Annotated in this window: 22 protein-coding genes, 1 tRNA gene and 1 pseudogene; 17 read left to right on the top strand and 7 right to left on the bottom strand. The window is 58.1% G+C overall.

The window, feature by feature from the left end:
* Positions 1–28: 28 nt before the first annotated feature.
* Genes JIO00_RS19065 through JIO00_RS19040 form a run of 6 tightly spaced genes read left to right on the top strand, consistent with a single transcriptional unit; the run spans position 29 to position 5,994 of the window.
* Positions 29–1,582: a sugar ABC transporter ATP-binding protein gene (locus tag JIO00_RS19065; RefSeq protein ID WP_200666631.1), complete on the top strand. Its 1,554-nt coding sequence runs from the start codon at positions 29–31 to the stop codon at positions 1,580–1,582.
* A complete protein-coding gene (locus JIO00_RS19060; RefSeq protein WP_102595445.1) occupies positions 1,579–2,556 on the top strand; it encodes an ABC transporter permease in 978 nt (325 codons plus the stop codon). The genes JIO00_RS19065 and JIO00_RS19060 overlap by 4 nt, the downstream gene beginning before the upstream one ends.
* 3 nt (positions 2,557–2,559) lie before the next feature.
* Positions 2,560–3,579, top strand: a complete 1,020-nt coding sequence (locus JIO00_RS19055; protein ID WP_010455951.1) for a LacI family DNA-binding transcriptional regulator — start codon at positions 2,560–2,562, stop codon at positions 3,577–3,579.
* A 24-nt stretch (positions 3,580–3,603) separates the two neighbouring features.
* The gene (rbsK, locus tag JIO00_RS19050; protein WP_200666629.1) at positions 3,604–4,521 is read left to right on the top strand and encodes a ribokinase; all 918 of its coding nucleotides are present in this window, start codon (positions 3,604–3,606) and stop codon (positions 4,519–4,521) included.
* Positions 4,518–4,922 (top strand): D-ribose pyranase, encoded by a 405-nt coding sequence (rbsD, locus tag JIO00_RS19045; RefSeq protein ID WP_010455947.1) that lies wholly within the window; start codon positions 4,518–4,520, stop codon positions 4,920–4,922. The genes rbsK and rbsD overlap by 4 nt, the downstream gene beginning before the upstream one ends.
* 43 nt (positions 4,923–4,965) lie before the next feature.
* Complete coding sequence (locus JIO00_RS19040; RefSeq protein ID WP_200666627.1) at positions 4,966–5,994, top strand: nucleoside hydrolase; 1,029 nt, start codon at positions 4,966–4,968, stop codon at positions 5,992–5,994.
* A 32-nt stretch (positions 5,995–6,026) separates the two neighbouring features.
* Here JIO00_RS19040 and JIO00_RS19035 read toward each other — a convergent pair whose 3' ends face one another.
* A complete protein-coding gene (locus JIO00_RS19035; protein WP_010455943.1) occupies positions 6,027–6,239 on the bottom strand; it encodes a hypothetical protein in 213 nt (70 codons plus the stop codon).
* A gap of 132 nt (positions 6,240–6,371) precedes the next feature.
* Here JIO00_RS19035 and JIO00_RS19030 point away from each other — a divergent pair, with 132 nt between their 5' ends.
* The gene (locus tag JIO00_RS19030; protein ID WP_077748042.1) at positions 6,372–6,677 is read left to right on the top strand and encodes a hypothetical protein; all 306 of its coding nucleotides are present in this window, start codon (positions 6,372–6,374) and stop codon (positions 6,675–6,677) included.
* A 167-nt stretch (positions 6,678–6,844) separates the two neighbouring features.
* Positions 6,845–7,165 carry an I78 family peptidase inhibitor gene (locus JIO00_RS19025; RefSeq protein WP_010455938.1) on the top strand — a complete coding sequence of 107 codons (321 nt, stop codon included), beginning with the start codon at positions 6,845–6,847 and terminating at the stop codon, positions 7,163–7,165.
* A gap of 72 nt (positions 7,166–7,237) precedes the next feature.
* On the opposite strand, the gene JIO00_RS19020 is transcribed toward JIO00_RS19025, so the two are convergent.
* Positions 7,238–7,450: a cold-shock protein gene (locus JIO00_RS19020; protein ID WP_007905882.1), complete on the bottom strand. Its 213-nt coding sequence runs from the start codon at positions 7,448–7,450 to the stop codon at positions 7,238–7,240.
* Positions 7,451–7,740: 290 nt separating this feature from the next.
* Complete coding sequence (locus JIO00_RS19015; RefSeq protein ID WP_200666625.1) at positions 7,741–8,043, bottom strand: hypothetical protein; 303 nt, start codon at positions 8,041–8,043, stop codon at positions 7,741–7,743.
* 372 nt (positions 8,044–8,415) lie between these two features.
* Here JIO00_RS19015 and thrS point away from each other — a divergent pair, with 372 nt between their 5' ends.
* From thrS to JIO00_RS18970, 9 genes are all read left to right on the top strand, one after another.
* On the top strand, positions 8,416–10,338 hold the full coding sequence (gene thrS, locus JIO00_RS19010; RefSeq protein WP_200666623.1) for a threonine--tRNA ligase: 1,923 nt from the start codon (positions 8,416–8,418) through the stop codon (positions 10,336–10,338).
* Positions 10,338–10,889, top strand: a complete 552-nt coding sequence (gene infC / locus JIO00_RS19005) for a translation initiation factor IF-3 (protein WP_169857083.1) — start codon at positions 10,338–10,340, stop codon at positions 10,887–10,889. Before thrS ends, infC begins: the two co-directional genes overlap by 1 nt.
* 60 nt (positions 10,890–10,949) lie before the next feature.
* Positions 10,950–11,144, top strand: coding sequence for a 50S ribosomal protein L35 (gene rpmI, locus JIO00_RS19000; RefSeq protein WP_002553160.1), 195 nt, complete (start codon positions 10,950–10,952; stop codon positions 11,142–11,144).
* 28 nt (positions 11,145–11,172) lie between these two features.
* A complete protein-coding gene (rplT, locus tag JIO00_RS18995) occupies positions 11,173–11,529 on the top strand; it encodes a 50S ribosomal protein L20 (RefSeq protein WP_007905879.1) in 357 nt (118 codons plus the stop codon).
* Between the two features lie 109 nt (positions 11,530–11,638).
* Positions 11,639–12,655: a phenylalanine--tRNA ligase subunit alpha gene (gene pheS / locus JIO00_RS18990; RefSeq protein ID WP_007905876.1), complete on the top strand. Its 1,017-nt coding sequence runs from the start codon at positions 11,639–11,641 to the stop codon at positions 12,653–12,655.
* Between the two features lie 26 nt (positions 12,656–12,681).
* A complete protein-coding gene (gene pheT, locus JIO00_RS18985; protein ID WP_083376302.1) occupies positions 12,682–15,063 on the top strand; it encodes a phenylalanine--tRNA ligase subunit beta in 2,382 nt (793 codons plus the stop codon).
* Positions 15,064–15,066: 3 nt separating this feature from the next.
* On the top strand, positions 15,067–15,369 hold the full coding sequence (gene ihfA / locus JIO00_RS18980; RefSeq protein WP_002553164.1) for an integration host factor subunit alpha: 303 nt from the start codon (positions 15,067–15,069) through the stop codon (positions 15,367–15,369).
* A complete protein-coding gene (locus tag JIO00_RS18975) occupies positions 15,350–15,706 on the top strand; it encodes a MerR family transcriptional regulator (protein WP_003179985.1) in 357 nt (118 codons plus the stop codon). The genes ihfA and JIO00_RS18975 overlap by 20 nt, the downstream gene beginning before the upstream one ends.
* Positions 15,707–15,795: 89 nt before the next feature.
* A tRNA-Pro gene (locus JIO00_RS18970) sits at positions 15,796–15,872 on the top strand.
* A 78-nt stretch (positions 15,873–15,950) separates the two neighbouring features.
* On the opposite strand, the pseudogene JIO00_RS29885 reads toward JIO00_RS18970, so the two are convergent.
* From JIO00_RS29885 to JIO00_RS18955, 4 genes and pseudogenes are all read right to left on the bottom strand, one after another.
* Positions 15,951–16,248, bottom strand: a pseudogene (locus JIO00_RS29885) (integrase); the annotation flags it as partial.
* A gap of 522 nt (positions 16,249–16,770) precedes the next feature.
* The gene (locus JIO00_RS18965; protein ID WP_154501260.1) at positions 16,771–17,763 is read right to left on the bottom strand and encodes a LacI family DNA-binding transcriptional regulator; all 993 of its coding nucleotides are present in this window, start codon (positions 17,761–17,763) and stop codon (positions 16,771–16,773) included.
* Positions 17,764–17,838: 75 nt separating this feature from the next.
* Positions 17,839–19,341, bottom strand: coding sequence for a glycoside hydrolase family 32 protein (locus tag JIO00_RS18960; protein ID WP_200666621.1), 1,503 nt, complete (start codon positions 19,339–19,341; stop codon positions 17,839–17,841).
* Positions 19,338–20,483, bottom strand: coding sequence for an ABC transporter ATP-binding protein (locus JIO00_RS18955; protein ID WP_200666620.1), 1,146 nt, complete (start codon positions 20,481–20,483; stop codon positions 19,338–19,340). The genes JIO00_RS18960 and JIO00_RS18955 overlap by 4 nt, the downstream gene beginning before the upstream one ends.
* Positions 20,484–20,501 lie beyond the last annotated feature (18 nt).

Genomic DNA, 20,501 nt, shown 5'->3' with positions numbered 1-20,501 from the left:
CCGATCGGGCGAGCGCATGGAGAGTTTTATGTCAGTTTCCGCCCCGAACGCTGTCCTCTCGGTCAGCGGCATCGGCAAGACCTACGCCCAACCCGTCCTGACCGGCATTGACCTGACGCTGATGCGCGGTGAAGTGCTGGCGCTGACCGGCGAGAACGGTGCCGGCAAGAGCACGCTGTCGAAAATCATTGGCGGGCTGGTCACGCCGACCACCGGCCAGATGCAATTTCAGGGGCAGGAATACCGCCCTGGCAGCCGCACCCAGGCCGAAGACCTGGGCATCCGCATGGTCATGCAAGAACTCAATCTGTTGCCGACCCTGTCAGTGGCGGAAAATCTGTTTCTCGACAACCTTCCCAGCAATGGCGGCTGGATCAGCCGCAAACAACTGCGCAAAGCCGCGATCGAGGCCATGGCCCAGGTTGGGCTCGACGCGATCGACCCGGACACCCTGGTCGGCGAACTCGGCATCGGCCACCAACAAATGGTCGAGATCGCGCGCAATCTGATCGGCGATTGCCATGTGCTGATCCTCGACGAACCGACGGCCATGTTGACCGCCCGTGAAGTCGAGATGCTGTTCGAGCAGATCACCCGCCTGCAAGCTCGGGGCGTGTCGATCATCTACATCTCCCACCGCCTCGAAGAGCTGGCGCGGGTCGCCCAGCGCATTGCGGTGTTGCGTGACGGCAACCTGGTCTGCGTCGAGCCGATGGCCAATTACAACAGCGAGCAACTGGTCACGTTGATGGTCGGCCGTGAACTCGGCGAACACATCGACCTGGGGCCGCGCAACATTGGCGCTCCCGCCTTGACGGTCAGAGGGCTGACTCGCTCGGACAAAGTTCGCGACGTGTCCTTCGAAGTCCGCGCCGGTGAGATCTACGGGATTTCCGGATTGATCGGGGCAGGGCGCACCGAGTTGCTGCGTCTGATCTTCGGTGCCGACACCGCGGACAGTGGCACCGTTGCGCTGGGGTCACCGGCTCAGGTAGTGAGCATCCGTTCGCCGGCCGATGCGGTCGGTCACGGCATCGCCCTGATCACCGAGGACCGCAAAGGCGAAGGCCTGCTGCTGACCCAGTCGATCAGCGCCAACATCGCGCTGGGCAACATGCCGGTGATTTCCAGTGGCGGCATCGTCAACAACGCTGACGAAATGTCCCTGGCCCAACGTCAGATCGATGCCATGCGCATCCGCAGTTCGAGTCCGACGCAACTGGTTTCCGAGCTGTCGGGTGGCAACCAGCAGAAGGTCGTGATCGGCCGTTGGTTGGAGCGCGACTGTTCGGTGATGCTGTTCGATGAACCGACCCGTGGCATCGATGTGGGCGCCAAGTTCGACATCTATGCGCTGCTCGGTGAACTGACCCGGCAGGGCAAAGCGCTGGTGGTGGTGTCCAGCGACCTGCGTGAACTGATGCTGATCTGCGACCGGATCGGCGTGTTGTCGGCGGGGCGCCTGATCGACACTTTCGAGCGCGACAGCTGGACCCAGGATGATTTGCTTGCTGCCGCGTTCGCCGGCTACCAAAAACGTGATGCGTTGCTCAACGAAGCAGCGCCTAGGGATCTTCCATGAAAACTGCATCTCCTGCCGGCAAACGTAGTGGCAATTTCTACGGCCTGGGCACCTATCTGGGCCTGGCCGGTGCCTTGCTGGCGATGGTTGCGCTGTTCTCGGTATTGAGCAGCCACTTCCTGTCCTACGACACCTTCAGCACCCTGGCCAACCAGATTCCCGATCTGATGGTGCTGGCGGTCGGCATGACGTTCGTGCTGATCATCGGCGGTATCGACCTGTCGGTCGGCTCGGTGTTGGCGCTCGCAGCGTCGGCCGTCAGCGTGGCGATTCTTGGCTGGGGCTGGAGCGTCCTGCCTGCAGCGCTGCTCGGCATGGCGATCGCGGCATTGGCCGGGACCATCACCGGATCGATCACCGTGGCGTGGCGAATTCCGTCGTTCATCGTGTCCCTTGGCGTGCTGGAAATGGCCCGTGGCGTGGCGTATCAGATGACCGGCTCGCGGACGGCTTACATCGGTGACGCCTTTGCCTGGCTGTCCAACCCGATTGCCTTTGGCATCTCGCCGTCGTTCATCATTGCCTTGCTGATCATCATCATCGCCCAGGCCGTGCTGACCCGTACCGTGTTCGGCCGCTACCTGATCGGCATCGGCACCAACGAAGAAGCGGTGCGTCTGGCCGGGATCAATCCAAAACCCTACAAGATCCTGGTATTCAGTCTGATGGGGCTGTTGGCCGGTATCGCCGCGCTGTTTCAGATTTCCCGTCTGGAAGCGGCGGACCCGAATGCCGGCTCCGGATTGGAGCTGCAAGTGATCGCCGCGGTGGTGATCGGCGGCACCAGTCTGATGGGCGGCCGTGGTTCGGTAATCAGCACCTTCTTCGGGGTTCTGATCATTTCCGTACTGGCGGCGGGCCTGGCGCAGATCGGCGCGACCGAGCCGACCAAACGCATCATCACCGGCGCAGTGATCGTGGTGGCGGTGGTGCTTGATACTTATCGCAGTCAGCGCGCAAGCCGGCGGACCTGAGTCATGGCAACGATCAAGGATGTAGCGGCACTCGCGGGGATTTCCTACACCACGGTGTCCCATGTGGTGAACAAGACCCGGCCGGTCAGCGAAGAGGTACGGATCAAAGTCGAGGCGGCGATCAAGACCCTGGACTACGTGCCGAGCGCCGTGGCCCGATCATTGAAAGCCAAGACCACGGCGACCATCGGTTTGCTGGTGCCTAACAGCCTCAACCCGTACTTCGCTGAACTGGCCCGTGGCATTGAGGATTACTGCGAGCGTAACGGCTATTGCGTGATCCTCTGCAACTCCGACGACAACCCGGACAAACAGCGCAGTTACCTGCGCGTGCTGCTGGAAAAACGCATCGACGGGTTGATCGTGGCCTCGGCCGGTGGCGACGCGGGGCTGGCAGAAGGTCTCGCCGGCGTGCGCACACCGATGGTCATCGTCGACCGCGGGCTGGAAGGTGTAAATGCCGACCTGGTGCGAATCGATCACGAATACGGTGCCTACCTGGCCACCCGGCATCTGCTGGAGCTGGGCCACCGGGACATTGCCACCATCGGTGGCCCGGCAGGTACCAGCGTGGCGCAGATGCGTCTGGCCGGTTATTGCCGAGCCTTGAAAGAGGCGGGGGTGGAAGTGCATCGCGAGCGCATGCTGGAAAGTGACTTCACCAGCACTGGCGGTTACAACGCCGCCGCGATTCTGCTGGAAAAGAACCCGCCCAGCGCGATCTTCGCCGGCAACGACATGATTGGCATTGGCGTGTTGCGAGCGGCTGCCGAGCGCAATGTGCGTGTGCCGACAGAACTGTCGGTGATCGGCTTCGACGATATCCAGATGAGCCGTTATGTCTACCCGGCGCTGACCACCGTGGGCCAGTCGATCCTGCAACTCGGTGAGATGGCGGCCGAGGTTCTGTTACGACGAATCGCAACACCCGACATGGCCACCGATCAGCGGATCGTGACGCCCAGTATTGTCCTGCGAGAATCGACTGCGCCGCTTGCCGGTGTGTTCGACGAATACCGCTGAAACCGAATTGACGAGTAGTGATGTATGCCAGCAAAAGTAGTGGTGATAGGCAGCCTGAACATGGACCTGGTGACCCGGGCTCCACGGCTGCCCCGTGGCGGTGAGACGCTGATCGGGCAGTCGTTTGCCACGGTTTCCGGCGGCAAGGGCGCGAACCAGGCGGTCGCTGCGGCGCGGCTGGGGGCGCAGGTGTCGATGGTCGGTTGTATCGGCAGCGATGCTTACGGTGAAGAACTGCGCAGGGCTCTGATGGTCGAGCAGATCGACTGCCAGGCCGTCAGCACTGTCGAGGGTTCCAGCGGCGTGGCATTGATTGTGGTCGATGACAACAGCCAGAACGCAATCGTGATCGTCGCCGGTGCCAATGGTGCGCTGACGCCACAGGTGATCGACCGGTTCGATGCCGTGTTGCAGGCGGCGGACGTGATTATTTGTCAGCTGGAAGTGCCGGATGCCACGGTGGGTCACGCCCTCAAGCGCGGCCGTGAGCTGGGCAAAATCGTTATCCTCAACCCGGCGCCGGCCAGTCGTCCGCTGCCAGCAGATTGGTATGCGTCCATCGATTACCTGATTCCCAATGAAAGCGAGGCCTCGGCGCTGAGCGGTTTGCCGGTTGACTCCCTTGCGTCCGCCGAAACCGCCGCAACCCGATTGATCGCACTGGGTGCCGGTAAGGTCATCATCACCCTGGGTGCTCAAGGGTCAATGTTCGCCAACGGTACAGGCTTCGAACATTTCCCGGCACCGACGGTGAAGGCTGTCGATACCACGGCGGCCGGCGATACCTTCGTCGGCGGTTTTGCTGCCGCGCTGGCGTCCGGCAAAACCGAAGCTGAAGCGATCCGTTTCGGCCAGGTAGCCGCGGCGCTTTCAGTCACCCGTGCCGGCGCGCAACCCTCGATTCCCACCTTGTCCGAAGTACAGGCGAACAAAGCACCATGAAAAAGACACCTTTGCTCAACGTCGCGCTGTCTCGGCTGATCGCTTCCCTGGGGCACGGCGACATGGTCGTGATCGGCGATGCCGGCCTGCCCGTACCGCCGGGCGTCGAACTGATCGACCTGGCCCTGACCCAGGGTATTCCGGATTTCGTCAGCACCTTGAACGTCGTGCTCAGCGAAATGCAGGTTGAGCGCCATGTGCTGGCCCAGGAAATTCTGGACAAACAACCACCCGCCTTGCGCTCTCTGGATGAGCTGAATGCCAAAGGCGCGCTGGGCCAGCGTGAGCTGCTCAGCCATGAACAATTCAAAGTCCTCAGTCGACAGGCGCGAGCGATTGTTCGTACCGGCGAATGTGCGCCGTACTGCAACATCGTGCTGGTCTCGGGGGTGACCTTCTGACCCGCTGTACACAATCTGTTTCCCCACGCACAAGGAGTGCGATATGCACCGCTATGCTCAGAAACTGCACCACCTGCTCCGGAGTTTGCTGCTTTTGTCCCTGATTACTGCAACAAGCGCCCAGGCTGCGGAAAAGATCGATTTGATCATCGACACCGACCCGGGTGCCGACGACGTCGTCGCTTTGCTGTTTGCGTTGGCGTCGCCGGAAGAATTGAATATCCGTGCGCTGACCACCGTCGCGGGCAACGTGCGACTGGACAAGACTTCGCGAAATGCGCGACTGTCCCGTGAATGGGCGGGGCGCGAGGAGGTGCCGGTCTACGCAGGCGCACCGAAACCGTTGATGCGCACACCGATTTATGCCGAGAACATCCATGGCAAGGAGGGCTTGTCGGGCGTCACCGTGCATGAGCCGAAGAAAGGCCTGGCCGAAGGCAATGCGGTCGAGTACCTGATCGACACTTTGAAGGCCGCCAAGCCTCACAGCGTCACCATCGCCATGCTCGGTCCACAGACCAACCTGGCCCTGGCGCTGATCCAGGAACCTGAAATCGTTCAGGGCATCAAGGAAGTGGTGATCATGGGGGGAGCGCATTTCAACGGCGGCAACATCACCCCGGTGGCCGAGTTCAACCTGTTCGCCGACCCGCAGGCTGCGGAAGTGGTGCTCAAGAGTGGCGTGAAGCTGACCTATCTGCCGCTGGACGTGACCCACAAGATCCTCACCAGTGAGGCGCGCCTGAAGCAGATCGCAGCGATCAACAACAACGCCAGCAAGCTGGTGGGCGACATTCTCAATGAGTACGTCAAAGGCGACATGGAACACTACGGCATTCCGGGTGGCCCGGTGCATGACGCCACCGTCATCGCCTACCTGCTCAAGCCTGAATTGTTCACCGGTCGCTCGGTCAATGTGGTCGTTGATAGCCGCGAAGGCCCGACCTTCGGCCAAACCATCGTCGACTGGTATGACGGCCTGAAAGCGCCGAAGAATGCATTCTGGGTAGAAAGCGGCGACGCCCAGGGTTTCTTCGACTTGCTGACCCAGCGTCTGGCTCGTCTGAAGTAAGTTTCACACCCGCAGGTGCCAGCCTGCGGGTTTTACGCCCGCTCGTTCTCTGTCAAGCCCATATAGCCGGCGGGGTATTTTTCGAATATCTGCGCGATGAATTTCCTGGCCGCTTCAGTTCCCAGTTCCTTGACCAATAGATCGATGCCAATGATTGCGAACTCTTCCGGGCTGCCCGGGCTGTAAGAGCTGTGACCCTGCGGCCACTTGACGGTGATGTTGGCGTCGATGCTTATGGTGGACATGATGGCGCTCGTGAAGTCGGGAAAGTCTGAGTGTCGAGTTAACCATTTTGCGCGGCGTTTGGCACTCCGACTTAGGCATGAGAGGAGGGCTATGCGACACTTGGTCTTTGACGAATTTTCAAGGACCGTGCTGTGCAGATCGATTTGAACACGCCCGACGGCTTGACCCTCGAGGCGGTGCGCCAGTTACTGGCTTCTGCCAGTGATGACGAGCATACGCAACTGCGGGTGACCAAGGCTGGCGTTGCCTATATTTCATCGGGTGTTGTGGGCGGCACCGATATCAACGGACTATTGTTTCGGCTGGAGACGTGGGCCAAGGGCTCCGGTTACGTAGGCTTGGTCGCAGCAAGCGATGAGGTCTGGGTCATGCAGATCTTCAATGCGCTGAAAGAGAACTGGCCGAACCCGCCGTATGATTACATCGACGTCTATTGAGGGCTGTTCATATTCAGTCACGATTGAGTGATGAACGGCGCGGCGATGCTCAGGCAAACTCGCCGCTCGTGCGGTTCCAGGGCGGAGTGATGGCACTCACCTTGAAACCAAATGCCGGATTGGCGGTCGCAAGATCTCAGCTTAACTATTGGAAAAAAGGAGGCTTCATGCCTTGGAAGCTCGCGTCATTGGGTACTTTGTTCGCCGTCACTTTGCTGGCTGGTTGCAGTAGCACGTCCTCCGAGTCGGCGGCAGACCCTGTAGCGACGTCTGACACAGGTCACAGCCGTTGTGAGGCAAAGGCAGCCGAATTCGCCATCGGCAAACCGGCTTCGCCCGCACTGTTGGAGCAGGCACGTACCCGCGCAGGCGCACAGAACGCACGGTTCCTGTCGCCTAGCGATATGGTGACGCTGGAATACCGCTCCGATCGTCTGAACCTCAACACCGATGCCAGCCGGGTGGTCACCCGCGTCAACTGCGGCTGATCGCTTCAGGCTTTTGCTTCACCCATAAAAAACCCCGTCACATGGACGGGGTTTTTTTAGTGCGGCTGAAAATTACTCAGCGCGGACTTGTGCAGCTTGCATACCCTTTTGGCCTTTCTCAGCCACGAAGGAAACGGTTTGGCCTTCTTTCAGGCTTTTGAAACCGTCGCTTTCGATAGCTTTGAAGTGTACGAACAGGTCGTCACCGCCACCTTGAGGAGTGATGAAGCCGAAGCCTTTTTCATCGTTGAACCATTTAACGGTGCCGGTTTGGCGATTAGACATGGTGTATCTCCAAGAAACATATATTTTCAGTAGTGCTGTGCTGCTCAGGCCAACTGGGCACACCGGGGTATCATAGTCGAAATGTTCGCTTTGGGAGCCCCCCGGACGTGCTGTTTGCCGTGCAGTCGCGTTCCGTTTGCTGCTTGATGTAGCTGAAAGCCCCGTTTTACAAGGCTTTCAGCCGAAAGTAAAGACGATAAAAAAACCTGTAAAACCTGCATAAATTGTACGAAAAAGCTCAAATGCAGCGGTTTTTATCAGCGATAAGCCGAGTCAAAAGGACTTTTTTGTCACTTCTTCGCCGGTGTATTGGCCTTGCATTTGGCTATCTGACCCAGAGCTTTCTGCTGCAATTCCGGGCTGGCCTTATTGTCCATCAATGACTGGATGTCAGCCGCCGGATACGATTTGATCGCATCAGCACCGCAAGCGCAGTGGGCCTTCGCTGCGGCCGCACCAATCTGCGGAGTGGCCGCATCTGTGCACTGAGCCATGTATTTTTCGCGCTCGCCCTTTGGCCAATCGGCATGGGCGGCCAATGGCAGCAACAGAACGATGGGGGCGACGACTGCGAACAAACGATTCAGACGCATGCTGGGATGCTCCTTGTGGGTCAATGTCTTGTTATCTGAGGGGTAAAGTGGGGTCCAAGTTCAGCACTCTGGCATAAATTGCGAGATTTGCCCCGGCATAAGCCTCGTTGCATCGATGACCGTTCATCTGTGCTAGCATGCCTCGCTCGGGCTTTTGCGGGCTCCGGATGACCTTCAGTCCCGGTGGCGGCAACGGCGCGAATAACCCTGATTTGAATCCCAGTCACTCTGGTTCGGTTTTCCGGTTGGCCGCAAGGCTCCTGCCGCTGTAAGGCAGGCGTTCGTCATTGAATGGCCTGGATCGGATCTTGTACTGGCTCATCCCAACCCACGTGACCTTTGGTAGGGGTCACCACTAGGAGAGGAGGCGCCATGCCAACTATTACTCTTCCCGACGGCAGTCAACGTTCATTCGATCACCCGGTTTCCGTAGCCGAGGTCGCCGCATCCATTGGTGCAGGTCTGGCCAAGGCCACCGTGGCCGGCAAGGTCAATGGCAAGCTGGTCGACGCCAGCGACATCATCGACAGCGATTCCACGCTGCAAATCATTACGCCAAAGGATGAAGAGGGGCTGGAGATCATTCGCCACTCTTGCGCCCACCTGGTTGGCCACGCGGTCAAGCAGCTGTACCCGACCGCCAAGATGGTCATCGGTCCGGTCATCGACGAAGGCTTCTATTACGACATCGCCTTCGAACGTCCTTTCACTCCGGACGACCTGGCAGCCATCGAACAGCGCATGCAGCAGCTGATCGAGAAAGATTACGACGTGATCAAGAAAGTCACTCCGCGCGCCGAAGTGATCGAAGTGTTCAAGGCCCGTGGCGAAGACTACAAGCTGCGCCTGGTCGAGGACATGCCGAACGAGCAGGCCATGGGCCTGTACTATCACGAAGAATACGTCGACATGTGCCGTGGTCCGCACGTGCCGAATACGCGCTTCCTGAAATCCTTCAAGTTGACCAAGTTGTCCGGCGCCTACTGGCGTGGCGATGCCAAGAACGAGCAGTTGCAGCGCGTTTACGGCACCGCTTGGGCGGACAAGAAGCAGCTGGCGGCTTACATCCAGCGCATCGAAGAAGCTGAAAAGCGCGATCACCGCAAGATCGGCAAGCGCCTGGGCCTGTTTCATACCCAGGAAGAGTCGCCGGGCATGGTGTTCTGGCACCCGAACGGCTGGACTCTGTACCAGGTGCTCGAGCAGTACATGCGCAAGGTTCAGCGCGACAACGGCTATCTGGAGATCAAAACTCCACAAGTCGTTGACCGCAGCCTGTGGGAGAAATCCGGGCACTGGGCCAACTACGCCGACAACATGTTTACCACTCAGTCGGAAAACCGCGACTACGCCATCAAGCCGATGAACTGCCCGTGCCACGTGCAGGTATTCAATCAGGGCCTGAAGAGCTACCGCGAGCTGCCGATTCGTCTGGCCGAGTTCGGTGCCTGTCACCGTAACGAGCCGTCGGGTGCACTGCACGGCATCATGCGCGTTCGCGCCTTCACTCAGGACGACGCCCACATCTTCTGTACTGAAGAGCAGATGCAGGCCGAATCCGCTGCATTCATCAAGCTGACCATGGACGTTTATGCCGACTTCGGCTTCAAAGACGTCGAGATGAAGCTGTCCACTCGTCCGGAAAAACGCGTCGGTTCCGACGAACTGTGGGATCGCGCCGAAGCTGCACTGGCTGCAGCCCTTGATAGCGCTGGCTTGCCGTACGATCTGCAGCCGGGCGAGGGTGCGTTCTACGGTCCGAAAATCGAGTTCTCGCTGAAAGATTGCCTCGGCCGTGTCTGGCAGTGTGGTACCCTTCAGCTCGATTTTAACCTGCCTGTCCGTCTGGGAGCCGAATACGTCTCCGAAGACAACAGTCGAAAGCACCCGGTGATGTTGCACCGGGCGATCCTCGGATCCTTCGAGCGTTTCGTCGGAATCCTGATCGAGCACTACGAGGGTGCATTCCCTGCGTGGCTGGCTCCGACCCAGGCAGTGATCATGAATATCACTGACAAACAGGCCGATTTTGCCGCCGAGGTCGAAAAAACCCTCAACGAAAGCGGATTTCGTGCCAAGTCTGACTTGAGAAATGAAAAGATCGGCTTTAAAATCCGCGAGCATACTTTGCTCAAGGTTCCTTATCTCTTGGTTATCGGAGATCGGGAAGTCGAGATGCAGACTGTCGCTGTGCGTACTCGTGAAGGTGCTGACCTGGGCTCGATGCCCGTCGCCCAGTTCGCTGAGTTTCTCGCGCAAGCGGTTTCCCGGCGTGGTCGCCCAGATTCGGAGTAATTACTATTAAGCGTGAAATGAGACAAGATAAACGAGCTGCACCGAAAGCCCCGATCAACGAGAATATCTCGGCACGCGAGGTTCGGTTAATTGGGGCTGAAGGTGAACAGCTTGGGATTGTGTCAATTGAAGACGCGCTTCTTAAGGCTGAAGAGGCCAAACTGGATTTGGTGGAAATTTCCGCCGATGCAGTACCCCCTGTTTGCAAACTGATGGACTACGGCAAATCGATCTTCGAGAAGAAGAAGCAGATTGCCGCGGCCAAGAAAAACCAGAAGCAGATTCAGGTTAAAGAAATCAAGTTTCGTCCAGGGACGGAGGAAGGGGATTACCAGGTAAAACTGCGCAACCTGGTACGTTTCCTGAGTGATGGGGACAGGGCCAAGGTATCCTTGCGATTCCGCGGCCGTGAGATGGCCCACCAGGAGCTGGGGATGGAACTCCTCAAGCGAGTTGAAGGTGACTTGCTCGAGTACGGTTCGGTCGAACAGCATCCTAAGATGGAAGGACGCCAGCTGATCATGGTCATCGCCCCGAAAAAGAAGAAGTAATCATCAGGGCACGGCAGGCCTTCTGATTATGTTTATCAACTGAATGCGGAGTATCCGAACATGCCAAAAATGAAAACGAAAAGTGGTGCTGCTAAGCGGTTTCTGAAAACTGCTAACGGTATCAAGCACAAGCACGCTTTCAAGAGCCACATCCTGACTAAAATGTCGACCAAGCGTAAGCGTCAACTGCGCGGTAGCAGCTTGCTGCATCCGTCTGACGTGGCAAAAGTCGAGCGCATGCTGCGCCTTCGTTAATTTTAGTCAAGAATAGAGGAAGTAACTCATGGCTCGTGTAAAGCGTGGCGTCATTGCCCGTAAACGTCACAAAAAAATTCTGAAACTTGCTAAAGGCTACTACGGCGCTCGCTCGCGCGTATTCCGTGTTGCCAAGCAAGCGGTAATCAAGGCAGGCCAATACGCCTACCGTGACCGTCGTCAGAAAAAACGTCAGTTCCGCGCTCTGTGGATCGCTCGTATCAACGCTGGTGCACGTATCAACGGTCTGTCCTACAGCCGTTTCATCGCCGGCCTGAAAAAAGCGTCCATCGAGATCGACCGTAAGGTTCTGGCTGATCTGGCAGTGAACGAAAAAGCGGCGTTTGCTGCGATTGTCGAGAAAGCTAAAGCCACCTTGGCTTAAGTACCCCCGACAGTCACCCGGTCTCACCTCTGTGGGACCAGGTGTTAAACGTCATAAATAGGGGAAGAGCCTTCAAGCTCTTCCCCTATTTTGTATCTGGAGTCTGTACATGGAAAACCTGGACGCGCTCGTCTCTCAAGCACTAGAGGCTGTGCAAAGCGCTGAAGATATCAATGCCCTGGAGCAAATCCGGGTTCACTACCTTGGCAAGAAGGGTGAATTGACTCAGGTGATGAAGACCCTGGGGAATTTGCCGGCAGAAGAGCGTCCGCAAGTCGGCGCCCTGATCAACGTTGCCAAGGAGCGTGTCACAGAGGTTCTCAATGCCCGCAAGGCGCTGTTTGAAGAGGCCGATCTGGCCGCCAAACTGTCTGCCGAGTCCATTGACGTGACCCTGCCTGGCCGCGGCCAGACCTCGGGTGGTCTGCATCCGGTTACTCGTACTCTGGAACGTATCGAACAGTTCTTCACCCACATTGGCTACGGCATCGCCGAAGGTCCTGAGGTCGAAGACGACTACCACAACTTCGAAGCGCTCAACATCCCAGGCCATCACCCGGCCCGGTCGATGCATGACACTTTCTATTTCAATGCCAACATGTTGCTGCGCACCCATACCTCGCCGGTACAGGTCCGCACCATGGAATCGAAACAACCACCGATCCGCATCGTCTGCCCAGGCCGTGTGTACCGTAGCGACTCCGATATCACCCACTCGCCGATGTTCCACCAGGTCGAAGGCCTGCTGGTCGACCGCGACATCAACTTCGCCGACCTCAAAGGGACCATCGAAGAGTTCCTGCGCGTGTTCTTCGAAAAAGAGCTGGCCGTGCGTTTCCGTCCTTCGTACTTCCCGTTCACCGAGCCGTCCGCTGAAGTCGACATGGAATGCGTGATGTGCAGCGGCAAAGGCTGCCGCGTCTGCAAACAGACGGGCTGGCTGGAAGTCATGGGCTGCGGGATGGTTCACCCGAACGTGCTGCGCATGTCCGGAATCGACCCGGAAGAGTTTTCGGGCTTTGCCTTCGGCATGGGCGTTGAGCGTCTGGCCATGCTGCGTTACGGCGTGAATGACTTGCGTCTGTTCTTCGACAACGACTTGCGGTTCCTCGCGCAATTTCGCTAGTCGTAACGAATTCTTAGGAGAGCAGGATGAAATTCAGTGAACAATGGCTGCGTGGCTGGGTAAGCCCGCAGGTAAGTCGCGACGAGCTGGTTGCCCGTCTGTCGATGGCCGGTCTTGAGGTCGATAGCGTTACGCTGGCCGCCGGTGAATTCAGTGGCGTGGTCGTGGGTGAGGTGCTGAGCACCGAGCAGCACCCGGACGCCGACAAGTTGCGCGTTTGCCAGGTCAGCAATGGCTCGGAAACCTTCCAGGTTGTGTGCGGAGCGCCAAACGTGCGCCCTGGCCTGAAGATCCCGTTCGCCATGATCGGTGCCGAACTGCCAGGCGACTTCAAAATCAAGAAAGCCAAGCTGCGTGGCGTTGAGTCCAACGGCATGCTGTGCTCGCAAGCCGAGCTGCAAGTCGGCGAAGGCAACGATGGCCTGATGGAATTGCCAGCGGATGCGCCGGTCGGTCTGGATATTCGCGAGTACCTGAGCCTGGACGATGCCAGCATCGAGGTTGACCTGACCCCGAACCGCGGCGATTGCCTGTCCCTGGCCGGTCTGGCCCGTGAAGTCGGCGCGCTGTATGACGCTGAAGTCACCCGTCCGGTGGTGGCTGTTGTGCCCGCCGTGCATGACGAAGTGCGCTCGATCGAAGTACTGGCGCCAGCCGCTTGCCCGCGTTACCTGGGTCGTGTGATCCGTAACGTCGATCTGTCCAAGCCTACGCCGCTGTGGATGGTCGAGCGCTTGCGTCGTGGCGACGTGCGCAGCATCGACGCTGCCGTGGACATCACCAACTACGTGATGCTTGAGCTGGGTCAGCCGCTGCACGCGTTCGATCTCGCTGAAATCAATGGCGGCATCCGCGTGCGCATGGCCGAAGAAGGCGAGAAGCTGGTACTGCTCGACGGCCAGGAAGTCAGCCTGCGTAGCGATACGCTGGTGATTGCCGACCATACCCGCGCCTTGGCCATCGCTGGCGTCATGGGGGGCGAGCACAGTGGCGTCAACACCGCGACCACGCGTGATGTATTCCTGGAAAGTGCGTTCTTCGATCAGATTGCCGTCGCTGGCAAGGCTCGTTCTTACGGCCTGCACACTGATGCTTCGCACCGCTACGAGCGTGGCGTGGATTGGCAATTGGCCCGTGAAGCCATGGAGCGCGCCACTGGCCTGCTGTTGGAAATCACTGGCGGCGAAGCTGGCCCGATCATCGAAACCGTCAGCGAACAGCACCTGCCGAAGATTGCTCCGGTCACCCTGCGTGCGCAGCGCATCACTCAGATGCTGGGCATGGAAATGGAGTCGGCCGAAGTCGAGCGTCTGCTCAGCGGCCTGGGCCTGAAGATTGCTGCAGATGGAGCAGGGCAGTGGCGCGTTGAAGTGCCAAGCCACCGCTTCGACATCAGCCTGGAAGTCGATCTGATCGAAGAGCTGGCCCGTCTGTACGGCTACAACCGTCTGCCGGTTCGCTACCCGCAAGCTCGCCTGGCACCGCAAGCCAAAGCCGAAGCGCGTAGCGATCTGCCTGAACTGCGTCGCCTGCTGGTGGCGCGTGGTTATCAGGAAGCGATCACCTACAGTTTCATCGATCCGAAACAATTCGAGTTGTTTAATCCGGGTGTCGAGCCGCTGCTGCTGGCCAACCCGATCTCGAACGACATGGCGGCCATGCGCTCGTCCTTGTGGCCCGGTCTGGTCAAGGCACTTCAGCACAACCTGAACCGTCAACAGGATCGCGTCCGTCTGTTCGAAAGCGGCCTGCGTTTTGTCGGTCAGCTGGAAGGCCTGAAGCAAGAGCCGATGATTGCGGGTGTTGTTTGCGGTAGCCGTCTGCCGGAAGGCTGGGCTCAGGGTCGCGATGTCGTGGATTTCTTCGACGTCAAAGCCGACGTGGAAGCGGTGCTGGGCTTTGCCGGTGCGCTGGATTCGTTCACTTTCGTGCCGGGCAAACACCCTGCGTTGCACCCGGGTCAAACCGCGCGCATCGAACGAGAAGGTCGTCTGGTTGGCTTCGTCGGCGCTATCCACCCTGAGTTGTCAAAAACCCTCGGTCTCGACCGTCCGGTTTTCGTCTTCGAGCTGGTTCTGGCCGAAGTGGCATTGGGAAAAATGCCAAAATTCCAGGAGTTATCACGCTTTCCTGAAGTGCGTCGTGACCTGGCACTGATTGCGTCCACAGACGTTGCGGCCAGTGCCGTACTGGATGTAATCCGTGAAAATGCAGGCGAATGGCTCACAGACCTCAGGCTATTTGACGTGTATCAGGGTAAAGGCATTGATCCTGATAGAAAAAGCCTTGCAGTCGGCTTGACCTGGCAGCATCCATCGCGCACTCTTAATGACGATGAGGTGAATACCACGACGCAAAACATCCTCACCTCGCTCGAACAAAGGTTGAACGCCACGTTAAGGAAGTGACGTATGGGGGCTCTGACGAAAGCTGAGATGGCGGAACGTCTGTATGAAGAGCTGGGCCTGAATAAACGGGAGGCCAAGGAATTGGTCGAACTGTTTTTTGAAGAAATCAGGCACGCTCTTGAAGACAACGAACAAGTCAAATTGTCCGGTTTCGGCAATTTCGACCTTCGGGACAAACGCCAGCGGCCTGGCCGCAATCCGAAAACGGGTGAAGAAATCCCGATCACGGCTCGCCGTGTGGTCACCTTTCGTCCAGGGCAGAAGTTGAAGGCCCGAGTTGAGGCTTATGCTGGAACCAAGTCATAACGACGAGCTACCCGTCATCCCAGGCAAACGCTACTTCACCATTGGTGAAGTCAGCGAGCTGTGTGCGGTAAAACCGCACGTGCTGCGCTATTGGGAGCAGGAGTTTCCTCAACTCAACCCCGTCAAACGCCGCGGAAACCGCCGGTATTATCAGCGACAAGACGTGCTGATGATCCGGCAGATCCGCGCGCTTCTTTATGATCAAGGGTTCACCATCGGCGGCGCGCGCTTGCGTTTGTCCGGCGATGAAGCCAAAGACGACACCACCCAATACAAACAGATGATTCGGCAGATGATTGCTGAGTTGGAAGATGTGTTGGTTGTCCTCAAGAAATAATTTCCTGCATTTGAATACTTCCAGTTTTCAAAAGCTTGCGATATATTCTTGAGCGTTCTTCGAGAAGAGGAACGAGTTTCACGCCTAGTCGGGGCGTAGCGCAGTCCGGTAGCGCACTAGCATGGGGTGCTAGGGGTCGAGTGTTCGAATCACTCCGTCCCGACCATATTTTCTGAGTAGAATCAGACACTTAAGCCGATCATATAGATCGGCTTTTTTGCGTCTGCGCAAAACTGGCGCAAGACTACCCGGTGATTTCGCTGATATTCAGGTCCGGAATTGCCTCGGACCAGATCATTTCCTCGTGGTCTCGCTGGTAGTTTCTGGTCATGCCCTCGCTCGCATGGCCCGCAATTTTTTGACCATCCTTTCCGGCTTTCTTGTACAGGTGCAGCGACAGCGCACTCGCACTTTGTGAAAGTCCGGCAACTCTTCCTCCTCCATCCCTTGTAGCAGTCTGCCGCCTCCCGGGCGTCCTTGAACGCTCGAGTCAAATACCTCTCTTGAATCTTCGTCCAGTGGTCCTTCGTCTGCGCATGTTTCTATCAGCTTCTTATCTGGGGTTTCTCGGCCTCTTCCAGTGAACGGCGACGTCGCTGTATCGAGCTCATACCACCGCTGAATACCTCAACGAGCCCTATGAGCGCGTCGAAGGCCTCCACTTCTGTTTCACAATCAACTGCACCAAACGCGCCGTTCTTTATCGTCGTAAACCAATTTCTTGTGTTGGCAGGAAGACGCTAGGCGTCGACTCATCCCCGTGGCCCCTTGTAGATGAGCCAGGCCATGTAGGCGAGGGCGGCGATAGGGACGATCACGGAATCGACTGCTTGAACGGAACCGCCCAGACCCAAGGGTTGGAATCCCAGTTACCGCCAATTCGTTCCGGAGTGACCGCACTTGCGGGCGCGGTAACTGTAGGTTGTGCGTCGAAAGTCAGAGGAACAGCGGAAGGGTAGGCTTGGAGTGCAGGAATGCAGCACACTTTGGGCCATAAGTGGTCGGTGACAGGCCAGTGGCAAATCGAAAGCAAGCGGGGGCGCTATCACCGAATTAACTAAATCTTATAGCGATGCCCTAACCACCAATGGACAATCAACTGGCTGGGCTCCCGATACGTCGAGGGTCTCTATCAGGTGCCGTGCAGCCTTGCGACCGATCTCGTAGTACGGCAGTTGCACCGTGGTCAGCGGCGGGATAAACAGCTCAGCAATACCGATCATATTGTCGTAGCCGAGCACGGCGACATCGTTGGGAATTTTCAGGCCACGGCCCAACAGCAGCTGATAGGCACAAAAGGCAATGCGGTCATTGCCGCAGATCAGAATATCAAATTGGGGACGACCATCAATGACGTGCCGGTCGAGGATAGCTGCTGTTTCACAATAGGCATCATGATCGGAAAGGTCGTATTGCAGGAGCGCGTCAGGCGCCAGTCCGAATGCCTGACAGGCACGCTGCATGCCTTTTTGTCGCAGGCCCCAGGCCAGACTTTGTTTTGGCAGATTGATACACAGAGGGCGCTTATAGCCGAGGTTCAACGCGTGGTGTACGGCCCGATACTGCCCCATTTCGTCGTCTGGTACATAGCTGACGAGACGGCTGTCATCTGCCAGGCAATTGGCGAGCACCAGGGGTTTGCTCTTCAATCGCTCGGGAATGCACACCTGGCGAAACCCCATGGCGCTGAAGATCAAGCCGTCCGGACGGTGCGATAGCATCAGGTCGATGTTCTGGTCGGTGGGCGGGTTGCTTAACAGGTTGAGGATAAATACATTCCAGCCGGCTTGCTGCGCGGTCTGCTCGATGGACAGCAGCAGCTCGACCGCGAATGGTGTGGTCGCGGTGTCCAGCGCGAACACACCGATGGTTCGCGACTGGAGGTTGTCGCCGCGCATCTTGCGCGCCGACAGGCTCGGTACGAATTGCAGTTCATCAATGGCACGACGCACCCGCAGAAGAGTTTCGGGGCTCAGTTTTTCCGGAGTGTTGAGCGCTCGAGAAACCGTCATCAGGGACACGCCGGCCAGCTGTGCAACGTCTTTCACTGAAGTCATGCGAAGTGAGGCCGGTCAGGTTGACGCAGAATCATGACACATGGCCCGCGCTTCTCGCGACCCGAATGACGCCGCTCATAGCCATCCCGAGTCGAGAGGCCATGCCTTGGGAATCGAGACACGCCCGCCACTCCCGCTTGCTAGCAGCTTCACGCCCAGACTGTCGGGCCGCGGATAGAGGCGACTGCTGAGGCTGAAACGTCCGTTTTCGTCGAACACCTCGATGGACGAGCGATCGAGGAACACGCGCAGTTCCAGTCGCTCTTGTATCGGGTCTATCGATACGCTGCGCTGGCCTGTGACTTGCGCACCCGAGCGGCTGCGGTCAAGCACCAGGCGATTCAGTGATGCATCGTAGTAGAGCAGGGTTTCTTCACGGCCATCGTCGCTGCAACGCAAGGCGACTCCCAAGTGGCCGTCGGTGCACCCGAACAAATCCAGATGCACATGGATTTCGAGCATATCGCCATTCACTTCCGGCACCCACCGGGTTCCCGACTCCTCCCACCACGGCGTACCAGGCAATAGCGTCATTCGCAGAGCGGTGAGCTCCCGTGCCGGATACACGAAAAGGCGATCTGCGCACAGTTCAAGTTCGCGTGGCAATCCGAGCATGCCGCACCAGTGATGGGCCTGGCTCGGCATCGGGCTTTCCCACATGTCGAGCCACGCCCACACGAGGCGTCGACCATCGGCGGCCAATAGCGTCTGCGCTGCATAGAAATCGTGGCCGTTATCCAACTCGATAAAAGGCCCGCCGGTGAAGTTCCACTCGTTGTCGAGTCGGCCCACTCGGTAACCAGTCTGGAACTTGTTAAGCCGTTCGTAACCATGGGGTAGCATGCCTTGGGGGGAGTACAGCAGCACATCGCGTCCGTTCAGTCGAAACAGATCCGGGCACTCCCACATATAGCCATCGCCCTCGCTGCCGCTGGACACATAATCAAGGAACTCCCAAGTATGCAGATCCGTGGAACGGTACAGCGGAAGCAGCGGCATATCGCCCAGACGTGCGCCGACAATGAGGTACCAATAGTCATCCTCCTTCCATACCTTGGGGTCACGAAAGTGCATGATAGTGTCTTGCGGCGCGGTCTCGATGACTGCGCCATGCTTGACGAACCGGATGCCGTCGATGCTGGTGGCCAGGCACTGGACTTGTCGGATCAAGCGTTCGTCACCCACTTCCCCCAGCCAGGTGTGTCCGGTGTAGATCAGTGCCAAGGTGTCTCCACACACCACTGCGCTACCGGAAAAACATCCGTCACGGTCGAAGTCATCACCGGGTGCCAGCGCAATGGGCAGGTGCTGCCAATGAACCAGATCGGCACTCTTGGCGTGGCCCCAATACATCGGGCCCCATTTCGCGTCGAAGGGGTGGTGCTGATAGAAAACGTGATATTCGCCACGAAAGTACACTACCCCATTAGGGTCGTTCATCCAGCCTGCCGGCGGGGAAATATGATAACCGGGTCGGTAATCCTGGATGACGCGAGACAGGCTGTCTCCCAGTGCGCGCTGCGCAAGGTCAAGGGACGAAGACATTGGATCGCTCATGGTATTCAAAGATAAGGTCATAGGGCGCCTGCTCGGACTGAGCGTGGAGAGACGTCATCCGGCAGGGTTTCAATGACATGTGGGTGGCGCCTCAAGGCCGCGCCGTCGGCGTCGAACAGGTGCAGGTTGTCGAAGTCCAGCTGCAGTTCGACCCGATCGCCTGCCTGCCATCCGGCGTTGACTTCACAACGACAGATCAGTGGCTCGTCCTGACCTGTATCCAGGTGCACATAGGTTTCACTGCCCAGGTATTCGACCGCGGTAACGACGATGCCGGCAGTTCCCTGCGCCGCCTTGAGCGACATGTGTTCCGGGCGAATTCCCAGGCTAAGCGGGGCGTCTGCCGCCAGGTTCGAGCTGTCGAAGGGCAGGGAGGTCATACCCAAAACGGGAGTATCGACCAGGCTGGTTTCGCCCGGGGCATGCAGGCGCGCCGTCAGAAAGTTCATTCTGGGCGAACCGAGAAAACCGGCGACAAAGCGGCTGGCCGGGCGTTCATAGAGTTCGCGCGGTGAACCGACCTGCTCTACGCGACCGCCGTTGAGCACAACAATTTTGTCGGCCAGGGTCATCGCTTCCACTTGATCGTGAGTGACGTAGATCATCGTCGAGCCCAGTCGATCATGCAGCCGGGCGATTTCGTTGCGCATCTGCACCCGCAAGGATGCATCCAGATTGGAGAGCGGCTCATCGAACAACAAAATGTCCGGCTCGCGCGCCATGGCTCTGCCCATTGCCACTCGCTGACGCTGCCCTCCAGACAGTTCTTTTGGCTTGCGTTGCAGCAGTTTGTCCAACTGAAGGATTTGCGCTGTTTTCAGCACGCGCTCGCGCAGGCTGCTCTTTTCAGTCTTGGCCAGTTTGAGACCAAAGCTGATGTTGTCGTAGACGCTCATGTGCGGGTACAGCGCATAAGACTGAAACACCATACCGACGCCACGCTCGCGCGGTTCCAGGTCGTTGACCCGTAGCCCGTCGATCAGCAGGTCGCCGCCGCAGATCGAATCCAGTCCGGCAATCAGTCGCAGCAGGGTCGACTTTCCGCAGCCAGAAGGGCCAACGAACACCACGAATTCACCCGCAGCAATCTCCAGGCTAACGTCGCGAAGAATCCGCACGCCGCCCAATTGTTTGTTCACGTTGTCCAGTTTCAATTTGATCACGATGCTGTTCCTTGTACG

This window comes from Pseudomonas sp. SW-3 (genome assembly GCF_016615645.1).
Taxonomy (GTDB): domain Bacteria; phylum Pseudomonadota; class Gammaproteobacteria; order Pseudomonadales; family Pseudomonadaceae; genus Aquipseudomonas; species Aquipseudomonas mandelii.
This window is presented reverse-complemented; position numbering and strand designations above follow the sequence as displayed.